The 17627-nt window shown below is 62.6% G+C and carries 16 protein-coding genes; 4 read left to right on the top strand and 12 right to left on the bottom strand.

From position 1 onward, the window contains the following. Window positions 1-12: 12 nt before the first annotated feature. The 3 genes from nagZ to LOY51_RS09050 are packed head-to-tail and all read right to left on the bottom strand — an operon-like array spanning window position 13 to window position 2303. The gene (nagZ, locus tag LOY51_RS09060) at window positions 13-1011 is read right to left on the bottom strand and encodes a beta-N-acetylhexosaminidase (RefSeq protein ID WP_189654564.1); all 999 of its coding nucleotides are present in this window, start codon (window positions 1009-1011) and stop codon (window positions 13-15) included. Between the two features lie 22 nt (window positions 1012-1033). Beyond that, window positions 1034-1558 (bottom strand): L,D-transpeptidase, encoded by a 525-nt coding sequence (locus LOY51_RS09055; RefSeq protein ID WP_125857998.1) that lies wholly within the window; start codon window positions 1556-1558, stop codon window positions 1034-1036. 40 nt (window positions 1559-1598) lie between these two features. Further along, window positions 1599-2303, bottom strand: a complete 705-nt coding sequence (locus LOY51_RS09050; protein ID WP_258645785.1) for a TetR/AcrR family transcriptional regulator — start codon at window positions 2301-2303, stop codon at window positions 1599-1601. 219 nt (window positions 2304-2522) lie between these two features. Here LOY51_RS09050 and lexA point away from each other — a divergent pair, with 219 nt between their 5' ends. After that, window positions 2523-3131, top strand: coding sequence for a transcriptional repressor LexA (gene lexA / locus LOY51_RS09045; RefSeq protein WP_125463371.1), 609 nt, complete (start codon window positions 2523-2525; stop codon window positions 3129-3131). A 13-nt stretch (window positions 3132-3144) separates the two neighbouring features. Next, entirely contained in the window at window positions 3145-3621 is a 477-nt protein-coding gene (gene sulA / locus LOY51_RS09040; RefSeq protein ID WP_125857997.1) for an SOS-induced cell division inhibitor SulA, read from the top strand. A 51-nt stretch (window positions 3622-3672) separates the two neighbouring features. Here the strand turns inward: sulA and LOY51_RS09035 are convergent, their stop codons facing one another. The 7 genes from LOY51_RS09035 to LOY51_RS09005 all read right to left on the bottom strand — a co-directional run bounded on the left by LOY51_RS09035 (window position 3673) and on the right by LOY51_RS09005 (window position 11942). Further along, window positions 3673-3906 (bottom strand): hypothetical protein, encoded by a 234-nt coding sequence (locus tag LOY51_RS09035; protein WP_023630868.1) that lies wholly within the window; start codon window positions 3904-3906, stop codon window positions 3673-3675. A gap of 53 nt (window positions 3907-3959) precedes the next feature. After that, complete coding sequence (locus LOY51_RS09030; protein ID WP_125857996.1) at window positions 3960-4481, bottom strand: DUF6586 family protein; 522 nt, start codon at window positions 4479-4481, stop codon at window positions 3960-3962. Window positions 4482-4630: 149 nt separating this feature from the next. Further along, a complete protein-coding gene (gene topA / locus LOY51_RS09025; protein WP_125463368.1) occupies window positions 4631-7240 on the bottom strand; it encodes a type I DNA topoisomerase in 2610 nt (869 codons plus the stop codon). A gap of 100 nt (window positions 7241-7340) precedes the next feature. After that, window positions 7341-7592: a DUF1653 domain-containing protein gene (locus tag LOY51_RS09020; RefSeq protein ID WP_125463367.1), complete on the bottom strand. Its 252-nt coding sequence runs from the start codon at window positions 7590-7592 to the stop codon at window positions 7341-7343. Between the two features lie 78 nt (window positions 7593-7670). Continuing rightward, complete coding sequence (gene fadA / locus LOY51_RS09015; RefSeq protein WP_125463366.1) at window positions 7671-8846, bottom strand: acetyl-CoA C-acyltransferase FadA; 1176 nt, start codon at window positions 8844-8846, stop codon at window positions 7671-7673. A 31-nt stretch (window positions 8847-8877) separates the two neighbouring features. Further along, window positions 8878-11025, bottom strand: a complete 2148-nt coding sequence (fadB, locus tag LOY51_RS09010) for a fatty acid oxidation complex subunit alpha FadB (protein WP_125463365.1) — start codon at window positions 11023-11025, stop codon at window positions 8878-8880. A gap of 479 nt (window positions 11026-11504) precedes the next feature. Continuing rightward, on the bottom strand, window positions 11505-11942 hold the full coding sequence (locus tag LOY51_RS09005) for a hypothetical protein (protein ID WP_125857995.1): 438 nt from the start codon (window positions 11940-11942) through the stop codon (window positions 11505-11507). Between the two features lie 109 nt (window positions 11943-12051). Between LOY51_RS09005 and LOY51_RS09000 the strand changes: the two genes are divergently transcribed. Continuing rightward, window positions 12052-12492 (top strand): universal stress protein, encoded by a 441-nt coding sequence (locus LOY51_RS09000; RefSeq protein WP_258645780.1) that lies wholly within the window; start codon window positions 12052-12054, stop codon window positions 12490-12492. Window positions 12493-12599: 107 nt separating this feature from the next. Here LOY51_RS09000 and LOY51_RS08995 read toward each other — a convergent pair whose 3' ends face one another. After that, window positions 12600-14528 (bottom strand): ATP-binding cassette domain-containing protein, encoded by a 1929-nt coding sequence (locus LOY51_RS08995; protein WP_125463362.1) that lies wholly within the window; start codon window positions 14526-14528, stop codon window positions 12600-12602. 208 nt (window positions 14529-14736) lie between these two features. Here LOY51_RS08995 and LOY51_RS08990 point away from each other — a divergent pair, with 208 nt between their 5' ends. Next, window positions 14737-16665: a transglycosylase SLT domain-containing protein gene (locus tag LOY51_RS08990; RefSeq protein WP_258645776.1), complete on the top strand. Its 1929-nt coding sequence runs from the start codon at window positions 14737-14739 to the stop codon at window positions 16663-16665. Window positions 16666-16791: 126 nt separating this feature from the next. Here LOY51_RS08990 and LOY51_RS08985 read toward each other — a convergent pair whose 3' ends face one another. Then, window positions 16792-17595 (bottom strand): MOSC domain-containing protein, encoded by an 804-nt coding sequence (locus LOY51_RS08985; protein WP_258645773.1) that lies wholly within the window; start codon window positions 17593-17595, stop codon window positions 16792-16794. Window positions 17596-17627 lie beyond the last annotated feature (32 nt).

Below are 17627 nucleotides of genomic sequence, written 5' to 3'. Positions count from 1 at the left end.
AGGCCGGTAAGGTCAGTCGACCAACTGCGCCTCTTTCAACGCACCCAGCGCCTCCAGCCAACGCGGCTGCTGGCGGTAATCGGTGCACGCGAAGCCCTGCCCGCGCATGCGCGCGATGCGCGGCGACGGCTTGACCTTCATGCGCTGCGCTGCGCTCAGAGCCAGCTCCGCTGCCGCCCGGTCATTGCACACCAGGCCCATGTCGCAACCGGCGCTCAACGCGGCTTCGATACGGCTGGCGGCATCGCCCACCACGTGAGCGCCAGCCATCGACAGGTCATCGCTGAAGATCACCCCATCGAAGCCCATCTCGCCACGCAGGATGTCCTGCAACCAGCGGCGCGAAAAGCCAGCCGGCTGGTTGTCGACCTGCGGGTAGATGACGTGGGCCGGCATCACTGCCGCCAACTGGCCGCTGAGGCGGCTGAACGGCACCAGGTCCGCGGCGCGCAGTTGCTCCAGGCTGCGCTCATCGACCGGGATGGCAACGTGGGAGTCGGCCTCGGCCCAGCCGTGCCCGGGGAAGTGCTTGCCGCAGGCAGCCATGCCGGCGGCATTCATGCCACGGATGAAGGCCCCGGCCAATTGCGTGGCACGCTCGGGGTTACCTTCAAAGGCCCGGCTGCCCACTACGGCGCTGCGCTGGTGGTCGAGGTCGAGCACCGGCGCGAAGCTCAGGTCCAGGCCAACCGCCAGTACTTCGGTCGCCATCAACCAACCACATTGTTCGGCCAGGTACTCGGCGTTGTCGTTGTCGGCGATCGCGCGCATGGCCGGCAGGCGCACGAAGCCTTGACGCAGGCGCTGCACCCGGCCGCCTTCCTGGTCCACGGCAAGGATGAGCTCGGGGCGGATGGCACGGATCGACGCGCACAGTTCGCGCACCTGGCGCGGGCTGTCGATATTGCGGGCGAAGATGATCAAGCCGGCCACTTCGGGCTGGCGCAGCAGATGGCGGTCTTCGGCGGTCAGCCATTTGCCGGCGATATCTACCATCAGAGAGCCTTGCAGGCTGGCGGTCATAGCGAGTCCTTCATTGAAGATTCAGGGAGGCCCAGTGCGGGCAAGCGGCCTCGTCTATCCGTACCGGGCAATGGGCGGGTACGCGATCGAACAAGGCAAGCAAATCGTCGTTGCGCAGGCGTACACAGCCATGGGACAGCGCAATGCCCATAGGTTCAGTGTCGGGTGTGCCATGCAGATAGATGTAACGCTGGAAGGTATCGACCGGACCCAGCCGGTTGTACCCCGGTTCGCAGCCACTGAGCCAGAGGATGCGCGTGAGGATCCAGTCACGATCGGGAAACTGCGCTTGCAGCGCCGGCGACCAGACCTCACCGGTCCAGCGCCGGCTGCTGAGCACTGCGCCCTGTGGCAGGCCGCTACCGATCCTGGCGCGCACCTGATGCAGGCCACGAGGCGTGCACCCGGAGCCTTTGCGCTCCCCCGCGCCATTGCGCGCCGTGGAGATCGGCAGGCGCAACAGCAGCACGCCATGGGCGAAGCCATAGAGGCATTGATCAGCGAGGGAAATGTGCAGGAAATCGAGGTCGGGCATGGCGCTAGCTTATCTGAAGCGCCCTGCTCCGCCCAGTGTGTCAGGCCTTGGCCGCGGCGCTGGCTTTGCTGCGTGGACGCAGCTGCGCGGCAGCCATGGCCTCGTCGGTGACGCCCGTGTCAGCGCGCATGCCGGCTGCCAGGAACGGCACCATCAGGCGCATCACCTGCTCGATCGAGGTATTGATGCCGAAGTCGGTCTCGGCGATGGCGCGCAGGGCCTTGATCCCGGACATGCTGAACGCCGCGGCCCCCAGCATGAAATGCACACGCCAGAACAGCTCCAGCGGAGGAATGCGCGGGGCGGCCTCGTTGACCAGCAGCATGTAGCGGCGGAACACCTTGCCGTACATGTCTTCCAGGTAGCGCCGCAGGTGACCCTGGCTCTGGCTGAAAGCCAGGCCCAGCAGGCGCATGAAGATGGACAGGTCGTTGTTGCTGCGCGGCTGGACCGCAAGGGCCTGCTCGACCAGCATCTCCAGCAGTTCTTCAAGCGAAGCCTTGTGCTCGGGGCGCGCCTGGTGGCGCTCCAGCTCACGTTCGAGGCTGGCGCAGAACGGCCCGAGGAAACGCGAGAATACCGCCTGGATCAGGGCCTTCTTCGAACCGAAGTGATAGTTCACCGCCGCCAGGTTGACCCCCGCCTTGCTGGTGATCAGCCGCAATGAGGTTTCTGCGAACCCGCGCTCCGCGAACAGCTGCTCCGCCGCATCGAGGATGCGTTCAACGGTTTCCGATTGGGCCATGACTACTCCGCCTGACAAACAGTTGTTTGAAACATACGTTTCAGGCCTGCTGATGTCAAGGCTCGGTGACTGGGCAGTCGCCATTTAAAAGCGCCAAGTCACAAGCTGCAAGCGACAAGATGCGCGGGGCTTTTGATCTTTCTTGCAGCTTGCAGCTTGCAGCTCGCAACCCACTGTATATAATCCCAGTCACTGTATAAAAAGACAGAGTCCTCGCCCATGCTGAAACTCACGCCACGCCAAGCCGAGATCCTGGCTTTCATCAAACGCTGCCTCGAAGACAACGGCTTCCCTCCGACCCGTGCCGAGATCGCTCAGGAACTGGGCTTCAAGTCACCCAATGCGGCCGAGGAACACCTCAAGGCACTGGCGCGCAAGGGCGCCATCGAGATGACCCCCGGCGCCTCGCGCGGCATCCGCATCCCTGGCCTGGAAGCCAAGGCCGAAGAGAACGGCCTGCCGATCATTGGCCGTGTCGCCGCAGGGGCACCGATCCTCGCTGAACAGCACATCGAAGACTCCTGCAGCATCAACCCTGCATTCTTCCACCCCCGCGCCGACTACCTGCTGCGCGTGCACGGCATGAGCATGAAGGACATCGGCATCCTCGACGGCGACCTGCTCGCCGTGCACACCACCCGCGAGGCCCGCAACGGCCAGGTGGTGGTCGCGCGCATCGGCGACGAAGTAACCGTCAAGCGCTTCCAGCGTGAAGGCAGCAAGGTCTGGCTGATTGCTGAGAACCCGGAATTCGCCCCTATCGAAGTCGACCTGAAAGAACAGGAACTGGTGATTGAGGGCTTGAGCGTTGGCGTTCTGCGCCGCTGATCGAGGAGGCGTCATGCAGCCGTTCATCCCTGCACCGCAACAAGTCCAGTTGCCACTGTTCGAGGCATTTTTCGCCAATCCGGTTTTGCCGGGTTTCAAGGCCCGCGAACAGCCACGCAAAAGCAACCAACCCGAGTTGTTCAGTGAACTGGCCCTGCGCGGCGCCCCCGGCCATTGCCAAAGCCTGTTGGCGCCTGTTTTGCGCGAACTCAGCGAAGAGGACGACAGCCGCTGGCTCACCTTGATCGCCCCGCCTACCAGCCTCACGCAAGCATGGCTGCGCGATGCCGGCCTCAACCGTGAACGCATCCTGCTGCTTCAACCGGGCAGCAACCAGAACGCCCTGCAGCTGGCTTGCGAAGCATTACGCCTGGGGCACAGCCATACCGTCGTCAGCTGGCTGGGCAGCGTGAGCAACAGCGCTCGGCAACAGCTGCTGCGCGCCGCTGCCAGCGGAAAAGCACAAAGCCTGAACATCCGCCTTGGCTGATGTTCAGGCTTTGCCTGTCATCTGTTTGTAGCCGTGAGCCTCTAGCGTGGCTCAGTGAAGGACTCGTGGCCCCTCTTCACGCTCGAAATCGCCCTCTACCAAGCGACCGGCCATTTGCACACCGACGCTGAGCATGGCCTTGGCCACTTCCACATGCTGTCCTTGCAGGAATGCCTTGGCATCCTCGGAGAAATCCAGGGTTACCAGGGAACCTTCATCCTCGGCGCGGCGCAGCTCGATCCGGCCGTCAGGCAACTCGACAATTTCTAGAAAGGACGTTGACATACTTGGGGCCTGCTTTGCACGAAAGGCCGATAGTGTATCAGCCATGATTGCTGTCAGCACTCACTCAGCGCGTCGCGGAATCGTCTCACCAAGTCCTTCAGGTTCTTCCGCCAGGCCTCAAGCTCTGCTTGCGAAAGCTCTAGCGGCTCGGCCTCATCCAGATTGATCGCCTGGATCAATGGCTGGGTAACATCGGTTTTCGCGCTTTTCTTCGCGACCGGCGGTCGGAACAAATCGGCATAAGCTGCAAGCAGGCGAGCCAGCCAGGTTTCCGGCTGCCGTGCCAGCTCCAGCATCTCTGCCATCTCCGGAATTGCCACGCTCTGCAGCATCTCATCGTTGAGCAGCAGCTCGGCCCGTGCCGCAGCCGCTTGCGGCAAGCGGTAGAAACCAGCGATCTCATGGCACAAGCCCAGCAGCGCACCATACAGGTGGAACAACGCTGCTTCGCGCTCGGCCTGGACCAACCCCTGGGCGTTCATGGCACCGCTTGCAGAGGCCTTGGCCATGGACTCCAGCGCTAGGCCGGCAAAGAACAGTTTCTGATTGGTGCGGGTGTAGAGTTCCTGGGCCATGTCGGGTGACCTCCTGAAGGCTGCAAGGCGATTGCATGCAGTTTCAGGGATTGCGCTTTGCTTGTCATCAAATGAGTGGGGCCGCTTAGCCCCCATCGCCGGTTTGCCGGCAATGGGGGCTAAGCGGCCCCGGTCAAAGCCCTGAACGATCAGCGCTTGTCTTCGACCTTCCACGCCTTGCCGTCGTAGAACGCCTTCCAGCCAGTCGGCTTACCGTCGACTTCAGACTGAACGTACTGCTCCTTGGTCTTGCGGCTGTAGCGGATCACCGCCGGGCGGCCTTCAGGGTCCTTCTGCGGCGCTTCGCAGAGGAAGTGGTATTTCGGATCGATCTCGTGCTTGTGCGGCACGATTTCCAGCACCAGCGGCGCACGGGTTTCGCGGTTCTTGGGGAACTGGCTGGCGGCCAGGAACAGACCCGAGGCACCGTCACGCAACACATAGGTGTCGTCGACCTTCTCGCACTTGAGCTCGGGCATGTCCACCTTGTCCATCTTCGGTGGCGCCGCCTCGCCGCTTTTGAGCAGCTTGCGGGTGTTTTTGCACGTAGCATTGGTGCAACCGAAGAACTTGCCGAAACGGCCGGTCTTGAGCTGCATCTCGCTGCCGCACTTGTCGCATTCCAGGCTCGGCCCTTCATAACCCTTGATGCGGTAGCTGCCCTCTTCGATCTCGTAGCCGACGCAATCTGGGTTGTTACCGCAGATGTGCAGCTTGCGCTTCTCGTCGAGCAGGTAGGCGTCCATGGCGGTCGAGCAGATCGGGCAGCGATGCTTGCCACGCAATACCAGCGACTCGGACTCACCTTCGTCGTCGGCAGCGATCTCGTCGCCCGGCACCAGGTTCACAGTGGCCTTGCAACGCTCTTTGGGTGGCAGGCTATAACCCGAGCAACCCAGGAATACGCCGGTGGAGGCCGTGCGGATCATCATTGGCCGCCCACATTCCTTGCACTCGATATTGGTTGGGGTCGGCTGGTTGGCACGCATGCCATGCTCGGTAGACTCGGCGGTCTGCAGCTTCTTGCTGAAGTCACCGTAGAACTCGTCCAGCACGTTCTTCCAGTCACGCTCGCCCTGGGCTACGTCGTCGAGGTTCTCTTCCATGCCCGCGGTGAAGCCGTAGTCCATCAGGTTGGAGAAACTCTCCGACAGGCGCTCAGTGACGATGTCGCCCATCTTCTCGGAGTAGAAGCGGCGGTTGTGCAGGGTCACATAGCCGCGATCCTGGATAGTCGAAATGATCGCGGCATAGGTCGATGGTCGGCCGATACCGCGCTTTTCCATTTCCTTGACCAGGCTGGCTTCGGTGAAGCGCGCCGGCGGCTTGGTGAAGTGCTGGCTAGGGTCGATCTGGATCAGCTTGAGCGCTTCGCCCTGCGCCATGTCTGGCAGAACGTCGTCTTCACCTGGCTTGCTCTGCTGCGGCAAGACGCGGGTGTAACCGTCGAACTTGAGGATGCGGCCCTTGGCGCGCAGCTCGAAATCGCCAGCCGCCACGGTAACGCTGGTGGACAAATACTGCGCCGGCGGCATCTGGCAGGCCAGGAACTGGCGCCAGATCAGTTCGTACAGGCGCTCGGCATCACGCTCCATACCGGTGAGCTTGGTCGGGTGGGTGTTGACGTCGGACGGGCGAATCGCCTCGTGCGCTTCCTGGGCCCCTTCCTTGCTGCCATAGACGATGGGCGCGGCCGGCAGGTACTGCTTGCCGAACTCTTTCTCGATGTAGCTACGCGCCATTTCCACGGCATCGACCGACAGGTTGGTCGAGTCGGTACGCATGTAAGTGATGTAACCGGCTTCATACAGACGCTGGGCCATCATCATGGTTTTCTTCACCCCATAGCCCAGGCGATTGCTCGCGGCTTGCTGCAGGGTGGAGGTGATGAACGGTGCCGAGGGCTTGCTGCTGGTCGGCCGGTCTTCGCGCTTGCTGACGCTGTAGCTCGACGCCTTGAGTTTCTCCAGGGCGGCCATGGCCTGGGCTTCGTTGAGCGGCTTGAAGGCTTCGCCCTTCTCGCGCGCCACTTCGAAGCGCACCTTGGCGTTCTTGGCGGTGCCCAGGTCGGCGTGGACTTCCCAGTACTCTTCCGGGTTGAACGCACGGATCTCGCGCTCACGCTCGACGACCAGCTTCACCGCCACCGACTGCACTCGGCCAGCGGACAGGCCACGGGCGATCTTGGCCCACAATAACGGCGAAACCATGTAACCAACCACGCGATCGAGGAAGCGACGCGCCTGCTGGGCATTGACCCGATCGATATCGAGCTCGCCCGGCTGCGAGAACGCTTCCTGGATGGCTTTCTTGGTAATTTCGTTGAACACCACACGCTTGTAGCGGCTGTCATCACCACCGATGGCTTCGCGCAGGTGCCAGGCAATGGCTTCCCCCTCGCGATCCAAGTCGGTTGCGAGATAGATGGTGTCGGCATCCTTGGCCAGGCGGCGCAGCTCTTCGATCACCTTCTCCTTGCCGGGAAGGATCTCGTACTTGGCTTTCCAGCCGGCCTCAGGGTCGACGCCCATGCGTGCCACCAGCGTGCGGCGGGCCTTTTCCTTGGGCGACAGTGCCGGAGCCTCAGCTGCGGCCTTGCCACGCTTGGCCGCCGGCTCCTTGCTCGCACTGGCGGAACCGCTGGTGGGAAGGTCGCGGATATGGCCGATACTCGACTTCACCACGTACTGGTTGCCCAGGTACTTGTTGATGGTCTTGGCCTTGGCCGGGGATTCCACAATGACCAGCGATTTGCCCATGGATCGGAGTATTCCTGAATCTGAAGATGAAAAACGCGTCAGGTGCCAGACGCGGCACCGCTATATATAGTGGCAAAACAGTGAGGTCAAGCGCGAACGCTCAGTCGTCGGCCTTGGCCAGCAACCCGGACAGCCCTTCTTCGGCCTCGACCAAAGCAAAGCGTGGCACCTGCTCGCCGTCAACCTCGACCGACTCCAGGAACATCGAAAGCGGCCTCACCCATAGGCCGAATTCGCCGTACAGGGCCTGGTAGAACACCACCCACTCCTCGGTCTCGGAGTGGCGCGCAGCGCCGAACACACGATACTCGGGGCCCTTGTAGTGCCGGTACACACCGGGTTGTATCTGCATGTCGCCCTGCCTCTTGAACAAATCCTGTAAAAAACAAAAACCGGGGCACAGGGCCCCGGTTGCTGCCTTGCAACGCGATCAGACGCGTTCGAAGACAGTGGTGATGCCTTGGCCCAGGCCGACGCACATGGTCGCCACGCCGAGCGTGCCGCCATTCTGCTTCATTACGTTGAGCAGGGTGCCGGAAATTCGCGCACCCGAGCAACCGAACGGGTGGCCCAAAGCGATGGCGCCGCCGTGCAGGTTAACCTTCTCATCCATCTTGTCGAGCACTTTCAGATCTTTCAGCACTGGCAGGGCCTGTGCAGCGAAGGCTTCGTTGAGCTCGATGAAGTCGATGTCGGCCATGCTCAGGCCGGCGCGCTTGAGGGCTTTCTGCGTCGAAGGCACCGGGCCGTAACCCATGATGGCCGGGTCCACGCCCGCCACCGCCATCGAGCGGATCACCGCCAGCGGCTGGATGCCCAGGTCCATGGCGCGCTGGCCGGACATGACGATCATGCACGAAGCGCCGTCGGTGATCTGCGACGAAGTACCGGCGGTGACGGTGCCCCCTTTCGGGTTGAAGGCCGGCTTGAGCGATGCCAGGCCTTCGAGGGTGGTTTCCGGGCGAATGGTCTCGTCGAAGTCGAAGACCTTCAGGAAGCCGTTCTCGTCATAGCCCTGCATCGGGATGATCTCGTCCTTGAACTTGCCTTCCACCGTCGCCTTGTGGGCGAGCTGGTGCGAACGCACGCCGAACAGGTCCTGTTGCTCACGGCTGATGCCGTGCATCTTGCCCAGCATCTCGGCAGTCAGGCCCATCATCCCGGAGGCCTTGGCGGCGTGCAGGGACATGTGCGGGTTCGGGTCCACGCCGTGCATCATGCTGACGTGGCCCATGTGCTCGACACCGCCGATGACGAACACGTCACCGTTGCCGGTCATGATCGCCTGGGCGGCGGTGTGCAGCGCGCTCATCGACGAGCCGCACAGGCGGCTGACGGTTTGCGCGGCAGAGGTGTGCGGGATCTGGGTCATCAGCGACGCCATGCGCGCGATGTTCCAGCCCTGCTCCAGGGTCTGGTTGACGCAGCCCCAGATCACGTCCTCGACTTCTTTCGGGTCGACCTTGTCGTTGCGCTCCAGCAGCTTGCTGATCAGGTGCGCGGACATGTCTTCGGCGCGGGTGTTGCGGTGCATGCCACCCTTGGAGCGGCCCATCGGCGTGCGACCGAAGTCGACAATCACCACGTCTCTTGGATTCAGGCTCATATCAGTATTCTCGCTCTAGCTCGTTGGGCGCTCAGTTGAAGAAGCGCTGGCCGCTCTTGGCCATTTCGCGCAGCTTCGCGGTGGGGTGGTACAGCGGCCCCAGGTCGGCGTACTTGTCGGCCAGTGCGACGAACTCGGCGACCCCGATCGAATCGATGTAGCGCAGCGCGCCACCGCGGAAAGGAGGGAAACCGATGCCGTAGACCAGGCCCATATCGGCTTCGGCGGCGGTTTCGACGATGCCGTCTTCCAGGCAGCGCACGGTCTCCAGGCACAGCGGGACCATCATCCAATTGATGATGTCTTCGTCGGTAACCTCACGCTGTTCGAAAACGACCGGCTTGAGCACGTCGAGCACGTCGGCATCGAAGACTTTCTTCGGCTTGCCGCGCTTGTCGGTCTCGTAGGCGTAGAAGCCCTTGCCGTTCTTCTGGCCCAGGCGGTTGGCCTCGTACAGCGCATCGACGGCAGAGCGACGATCGTCCTTCATGCGGTCCGGGAAGCCTTCAGCCATTACGTCACGGCCATGGTGGCCGGTGTCGATCCCGACCACGTCCATCAGGTAGGCCGGGCCCATCGGCCAGCCGAACTTTTCCATGACCTTGTCGATGCGCACAAAGTCGACACCGGCGCTGACCAGCTTGGCGAAGCCGCCGAAGTACGGGAACAGCACGCGGTTGACCAGGAAGCCCGGGCAGTCATTGACCACGATCGGGTTCTTGCCCATTTTCTTGGCGTAGGCCACGGTGGTGGCAACGGCCACTTCACTGGACTTCTCGCCACGGATGACTTCGACCAGCGGCATCATGTGCACCGGGTTGAAGAAGTGCATGCCGACGAAGTTCTCTGGGCGCTTGAGTGCCTTGGCCAGCAGGTTGATCGAGATGGTCGAGGTGTTGGAGGCCAGGATGGCGTCCTCTTTCACCTGCCCTTCCACCTCGGCCAAGACCGCTTGCTTGACCTTCGGGTTCTCGACCACGGCCTCGACCACGATATCGACGTTGGCGAAATCGCCATACGACAGGGTCGGGCGAATGGCGTTGAGCGCTTCGGCCATCTTCGCAGGGGTGAGGCGGCCTTTCTCGACGCGCTTGCCGAGCAGCTTGGACGCCTCGTTCAGGCCCAGCTGGATGGCTTCCTCGCGGATGTCCTTCATCAGGATCGGCGTGCCCTTGACGGCCGACTGGTAGGCGATGCCGCCGCCCATGATGCCGGCGCCGAGTACGGCGGCCTGCTTCACGTCGTGGGCGATCTCGTCATGGGCCTTGGCCTTGCGCTTGAGCTCCTGGTCATTCAGGAACAGGCCGATCAGGCTCTCGGCAACCGAGGTCTTGGCCAGCTTGGCGAAGCCCGCAGCCTCGACTTCCAGCGCCTTGTCACGGCCGAAGTTGGCGGCTTTCTGGATGCTCTTGATGGCTTCGACCGGCGCCGGGTAGTTCGGGCCGGCCTGGCCTGCGACGAAGCCCTTGGCAGTCTCGAAGGCCATCATCTGTTCGATGGCGTTGAGCTTGAGCTTCTCCAGCTTGGGCTGGCGCTTGGCCTTGTAGTCCAGCTCGCCGCTGATGGCGCGCTTGATCAGGTCCAGTGCACCCGCCTGCAGCAGCTCAGGGGTAACCACGGCATCGACGGCGCCGACTTTCAGGGCGTCTTCGGCACGGTTTTCCTTGCCCGAAGCGATCCACTCGATGGCGTTGTCCGAGCCGACCAGGCGCGGCAGGCGCACGGTGCCGCCAAAGCCTGGGTAGATGCCCAGTTTGACTTCCGGCAGGCCGATCTTGGCAGTGCTGGACATGATTCGGTAATCGGCGGCCAGGCACATCTCCAGGCCACCGCCCAGGGCGATGCCGTTGATGGCGGCAACCGTCGGCACTTCGAGGTCTTCGAAGGCGTTGAAGATACGGTTGGCTTCCAGGTTGCCGGCAACCAGCTCGGCCTCGGGCAGCTTGAAATTATCGACAAACTCGGTGATGTCGGCGCCGACGATGAACACGTCCTTGCCACTGCTGACGATCACGCCCTTGACCGAAGCGTCGGCCTTGATGGCGTCGACGGCCTCGCGCAGCTCGTTCAGAGTGAGGCGGTTGAACTTGTTGACGGACTCACCCTTGAGGTCGAACTTCAGTTCGACGATGCCGCTTTCAAGAGCCTTAACCGTGATGGCTTTACCTTCGTAAATCATCAACTGATCTCCACGATATGGAAGCTGAACTGTACACGCCGATCGCTGGCGCAAGAGCCGGTCTGCCGGTGTCTTGCCGCAGGCACACCCGTCGGCGCGCTAATCGGGGTTCTGTAAGAGCGATCTGACATACAAACGCTCAATTCATACGCCCGTTTGATTTGGGTGTGCACACATTCTCCGAAAAGATCGGCGTTGTCAAATGCTCTCAAGCACCTTGAAAACGCGACTTTCCAGTCATTTTGTACGCTGCAGGCATGAAGCATGATGACAGTGATCGCCGACCATTCATGTCAGCGATAGACCATGGGCAAGTGCTAACGACTGCATTTTCTTAAACACACTCGCCAACACTGGCTACACTGGCAGGTGTTCAACGTGTTCCCGGCCTGCCTGGCCTTTTCTGCGCAGCAGAACGCAAAGCGGCGCGCAGGAGCCTTCCGGTTCCTGCGCGCCGCTTTGTCGTTGATGAGAAGGGATCAGGCGAGGGTTTCGAGCACCTTGGCAATATCCTGCAAAACAGAATCTTCGCCACGCTCACCCCAGAACAGGGCGACCATCTGGGTATCGGCCTCGATCTTGTAGACGCTTTCCGGCAACCCGGCGAAGGCCTCGAGCAACCGCGAATCCTCGCAGGGCTCGCGGTAACGGTTCCACCAGACGCCCGTGCTGACCTGCCAGTAGCACCAGCTGTCGTCGTGCCCCTTGCGCCGTGCCCGATGGTACTGCGGGCATGGACTGGGGGGCTGTTTTTCCAGCCAGTGCGGCCACTCTTGCGGCGCCAGCTGCATGGCCAGGCCCATGCGTCGCCCCTCCAGGCGCAGATTCATCTGCCGGCTCTGCTTGCGCGAGGGACGCAACCAGGCGAGCGGGCTGAGAATCAGCGCAAGGATTGACACCACCAGCCATACCGTCATATCTGTAGACCTTATAAAGCGTTGCAAATGAGCGGGTTACTCAGCTTCACGGACGACCCGCGTGAAAGCGACCATACTTCTTCTATCGCGATTGTCAGGAGTACAGCTCATGTCCTACGAACATCTTCTGGTCGCCGTCGACCTGACCGAAGAATGCGACCCGGTGATCAAGCGCGCCAAAGCGATCGCCCTGGGCAGCGGCGCGAAGGTCTCCCTGGTGCATATCGTCGAACCCATGGCCATGGCCTTTGGTGGTGACGTGCCCATGGACCTCTCGCAGCTGCAGCAGCAACAGTTCGATCAGGCCAAGGAGCGCATGGAGCGCCTGTTCAACAAGTACCCGGACATCAACCGCGGCGATTTGCACCTCACCTACGGCCAGCCACGCCAGGAAATTCACCAATTGGCGAAAGACCAGAAGTGCGACCTGATCGTGGTGGGCAGCCATGGCCGGCATGGCCTGGCGCTGCTGCTGGGCAGCACCGCCAACGATGTGCTGCATGGCGCGCCGTGCGATGTATTGGCAGTACGCCTGTTGAAAAAGGAATAATGATGTCTTGATCGCGGGACAAGTCGGATCGCCGCACCGCCGCTCCCACAAAACCTTGATGGCTGCGGGAGCTGCGGTGCGGTTATCCAACTTGCCCTGCGATGATGTCAGCCTTCCAGCTCAGCCCACCGCTCCACCAGCGCATCCAGCTCACCCTGCAACGCCTCGATCTTGGCCAGCACCGCCGAAGTCTCGGCAATCGGCCGCTGATAGAAGCCCGCAGCGTTCACTTCCTCCTGCGCCTTAGCCATGCGCTGCTCCACCTCGTCGATTTGCCCTGGCAGCATCTCCAGCTCACGCTGCAGCTTGTAGCTGAGCTTTTTCTTCGACGCGTCGGGGGCCGCAGCAACCGGTGCGGGGGCCACTGGCTCCGCCACCTTCTCGACCACCGCACTGTTGAGCTCGGACTTACCGCCCTTGCTTTCGGTCACGCCCAGCAACTTCGGCGAACCACCCTGGCGAATCCAGTCTTCGTAGCCGCCCACGTACTCGCGCACGCGCCCTTCACCTTCGAACACCAGGGTGCTGGTGACCACGTTATCGAGGAAAGCCCGGTCGTGACTGACCATCAGGACAGTGCCTTTGTAGTTCGACAGCACCTCTTCGAGCAGCTCGAGGGTTTCCACGTCCAGGTCGTTGGTCGGCTCGTCCAGCACCAGCAGGTTGGCGGGTTTGCTGAACAGCTTGGCCAGCAGCAGGCGGGCACGCTCACCACCGGACAACGCCTTGACCGGGGTACGGGCACGCTGAGGGCTGAACAGGAAATCACCGAGGTAGCTGAGCACATGGCGGCTCTGGCCATCGATTTCGATGAAGTCGCGGCCTTCGGCCAGGTTATCGATAACGGTCTTTTCCAGATCGAGCTGGTGACGCATCTGGTCGAAGTAGGCCACTTCCAGCTTGGTGCCGATCTCGACCTTGCCCGCTGTCGGTTGCAGATCACCCAGCATCAGCTTGAGCAAGGTGGTCTTGCCGGTGCCGTTGGCGCCGAGCAGGCCGATACGGTCCTGGCGCTGCAGCACCATGGAGAAGTCCTTGACCAGCTTCGGCCCGCCCTGGTGCGCGAAGCTGACGTCTTCCAGCAACATCACTTGCTTGCCGGACTTGTCCGCCACTTCGATCTGGATGTTCGCCTTACCCTGACGCTCGCGGCGCTCGCCACGCTCCACGCGCAGCGCCTTGAGCGCGCGCACGCGACCTTCGTTACGGGTACGCCGCGCCTTGATGCCCTGGCGGATCCACACTTCTTCCTGGGCCAGGCGCTTGTCGAACAGCGCGTTGGCGGTCGCCTCGGCAGCCAGTTCGGCCTCCTTGTGCACCAGGAAGCTGGCATAGTCGCCGTTCCAGTCGATCAGGCCACCACGGTCCAGTTCCAGGATGCGCGTCGCCAGGTTCTGCAGGAATGAACGGTCGTGGGTGATGAACAGCACTGCACCGTTGAAGCTGCTCAAGGCCTCTTCCAGCCAGGCGATGGCGCCGATGTCCAGGTGGTTGGTGGGCTCGTCGAGCAGCAGCAGGTCCGGTTCGGATACCAGCGCCTGGGCCAGCAGTACACGGCGGCGCCAGCCACCGGACAGCTCGGCCAGGGTCTTGTCGGCCGGCAGTTGCAGGCGGCTGAGGGTGCTCTCGACCACCTGCTGCAGGCGCCAGCCATCGCGAGCTTCCAGCTCGTGCTGAACGTGCATCAGCTTGTCCAGGTCTTCGGCAGTGTGGATGTTCAGGCTCAGGTGGTGGTATTCGGCCAGCAGCTCGCCCACGCCATCCAGGCCAGCGGCCACCACATCGAACACCGTGCGTTCGTCGGCCACCGGCAGTTCCTGCGGCAGCTCGCCGATCTTGAGGCCCGGGGCGCGCCAGATATCGCCATCGTCGGCCTTCTGCTCGCCCTTGATCAGGCGCAGCATGCTCGACTTGCCTGTACCGTTGCGGCCGATGATGCACACCCGCTCACCACGGGCGATCTGCCAGGAAACCTTGTCCAGCAACGGCATGGCGCCGAATGCGAGGGACACATCGCTGAATTTGAGCAGGGTCATGATCATCTCCAAAAACTGGGCGCGCATTCTACCCGACTTGCCTGCGCAGGGCATTAAAACCGCGTTGCCAGCAGCACCGCGTCGGATAACAACTCGATACAAGCACAGTGCTTTCACCGGCCCACGGCAAACGGCTAAGCTAGGCAGTAATACCCAACAGTGCTGGCTCCGCCGTCACTCTCTAATGGTTCAACTGCCCGGACGTATCATGCGCAGCCGCCTGTTACACATTGCTTCCTGCCTATTGCTCACCGCAACCGCTGCGAGTGCCGCACAGGCCGCCGACCTCACCCAGCAGCGCCAGTACTACGACGAGGCCAAGCGCGCCCTGGCCAAAGGCGACAAAGGCCCCTACCTGCGTTACGCGCAAGCACTGCGCGACTACCCGCTGACGCCCTACCTCACATATGACGAGCTCACTGCCCGGCTGAAAAGCGCCAGCAACGAGGAAATCGAAGGCTTCCTCGCCGCCCACGGCGACCTGCCCCAGGCCAACTGGATGAAACTGCGCTGGTTGCGCTGGCTGGCCGAACGCGGCGAATGGAACACCTTCGTCAAATACTACGACCCCAAGCTCAACTTCACCGAGCTGGACTGCCTCAACGGCCAGTACCAGCTGAGCCACGGCCAGCGCGCCCAGGGCTTCGCCACGGCAGACAAGCTATGGAACGTCGGCAAATCGCAACCAGAGGCCTGCGATACGCTGTTCGCCATGTGGGCAGCCGAGGGGCAACTGACCGAGGCCAAACGCTGGCAGCGCGCCAAATTGGCGGCCCAGGCCCGCAACTACGGGCTGGCCAACAACCTGGTGAAGACCCTCACCACTCTGGCTCCCCAGGGCAAGCTGCTGATCGATGTGGCGCAGAAGCCCGAACTGCTCAACCAGCCTTCGCGCTTCACCCCGGTCAACGAAGCCATGTCCGACGTGGTCAGCCTCGGCCTGCGCCGCCTGGCACGCCAGGATCCCGAGCAAGCCATGGCGCTGCTCGATGACTACGCCCAGCGCATGCACTTCTCCCGCGACGAGAAGGTCGCCATCGCCCGCGAGATCGGCCTCACGCTTGCACGTCGCTATGACCCGCGCGCGCTGGACCTCATGACCCGTTACGACCCCGAACTGCGCGACAACACCGTCAGCGAGTGGCGCATGCGCCTGCTGCTGCGCCTGGGCCGCTGGGAAGAAGCCTATGAGCTGAGCAAACGCCTGCCGCAGGACCTGGCCAGCAGCAACCGTTGGAAGTACTGGCAAGCCCGCAGCCTGGAACTGGCGCAGCCCAACAACCCGCAGATCCCGCTGCTGTACAAGACCGTGGCCCGCGAGCGTGACTTCTATGGCTTCCTCGCCGCCGACCGGGCACAGACCGCCTACCAGCTGAACAACAAGCCATTGCAGCTCAGTCAGCAGGTAATCAACAAGGTGCGCAATACCCCCGGCGTGCGCCGTGCCCTGGAGTTCCACGCCCGCGGCCAGATTGTCGAAGGCCGACGCGAGTGGTACCACGTCAGCCGCCACTTCAATCGTGACGAAATGGTCGCCCAGGCACGCCTTGCCTATGACATGCGCTGGTACTTCCCGGCCATTCGCACCATCAGCCAGGCCCAGTACTGGGACGACCTGGACATCCGCTTCCCCATGGCCCACCGCGACACCCTGGTGCGCGAAGCCAAGGTGCGCGGCCTGCACTCGAGCTGGGTGTTCGCCATCACGCGCCAGGAAAGCGCATTCATGGAAGACGCCCGCTCCAGCGTTGGCGCCAGCGGCCTGATGCAGCTGATGCCTGCCACCGCCAAGGAGACTGCGCGCAAGTTCAGCATCCCGCTGGCCTCCCCGGCCCAGGTGCTCAACCCGGACAAGAACATCCAGCTCGGCGCCGCCTACCTGAGCCAGGTTCACAGCCAGTTCAACGGCAACCGCGTGCTGGCCTCGGCCGCCTACAACGCCGGCCCCGGCCGCGTACGGCAATGGCTCAAGGGCGCCAAGCACCTGAGCTTCGACGTATGGGTCGAGTCGATCCCGTTCGACGAGACGCGCCAGTACGTGCAGAACGTGCTGTCGTATTCGGTGATCTACGGGCAAAAGCTCAATTCGCCGCAACCGCTGGTGGATTGGCATGAGCGGTATTTCGACGATATGTGATCGTTCGCCGAGGGTGCTGCAGCGCCTATGAGATCGAGCGCCGCCCGCGCGGCGCTCGATTTCGTGAGCACTGCAAGACTATCGCCCAACACCTTGCAGCCCTCACACAATCGCAATCGCCCTGCCTTACTCGATAACCTCAACCGCCACCCCCACCTTCAGCTCCCCCGCGCCATCCACCGCCAGGTTCTGGCCGAACAGCACATCCCCCTCTTTCTCGCGGAACGTCTTGAGCGTGGTCAGCGGCTCACGGTCCGGGCTGCGTTCGCCCGTGGCGGGGTCGAGAGTGGTGAGGATGCAACGCACGCTGGGTTTGAGCACACGGAAGGTCATGTCACCAATACGGATGCGCTTCCAGCGGTCTTCTGCAAATGCCTCGGCGCCCTCGACCACCAGGTTCGGCCGAAAACGCAGTATCTCCATGGGGCGCCCGATGCGCGCGCTCAGCTCGTCCAAGGAAGCCTGGCCGATCAACAACAACGGAAAACCATCAGGGAATGCCGCGCGGTCGCTGTTCAGGCCATATCCGCTGGGCAGGTACCTCGCCCGCTGGTCAGGGCAATGCACCAGCCTCACCGGCTTGCCCAACAGTTCGCTGAGCCATGCCGCTGCCGCATCCCCGGCATCGGGCACGCGCAGGGTGTCACGCCAGATGGTGACACCACGCAACTCGTCGTCTGCAGGCGGCACTGGCACGCTCAATGCCGCCCGCCCTGGCGCGGTGAGCAGCAATTGGCCATTCGCGCTGTAGTCGGCAGTGATCTGCCCGAGCGCAGGCCATGCCCGCTGGGTGAGGAAACGACCGTTCTCGGCCTCTACCACCAACCAGCGCCGATCACCGTCCAGGCCCAGGTAATCGACCGGGGAGCGTTGCAGGCTCTGCGCCTGCGTCGACTTCACCGGATAACGATACAACGCACTCAGAATCATCCCTGCCTCACCCTGCGCCAGTAAAAGCCCAA

This window comes from Pseudomonas sichuanensis (genome assembly GCF_024749065.1).
Classification (GTDB): Bacteria; Pseudomonadota; Gammaproteobacteria; order Pseudomonadales; family Pseudomonadaceae; genus Aquipseudomonas; species Aquipseudomonas sichuanensis.
The sequence above is the reverse complement of the archived record's forward strand: the minus strand, read 5'-3'. Positions and strand labels throughout refer to the sequence as shown.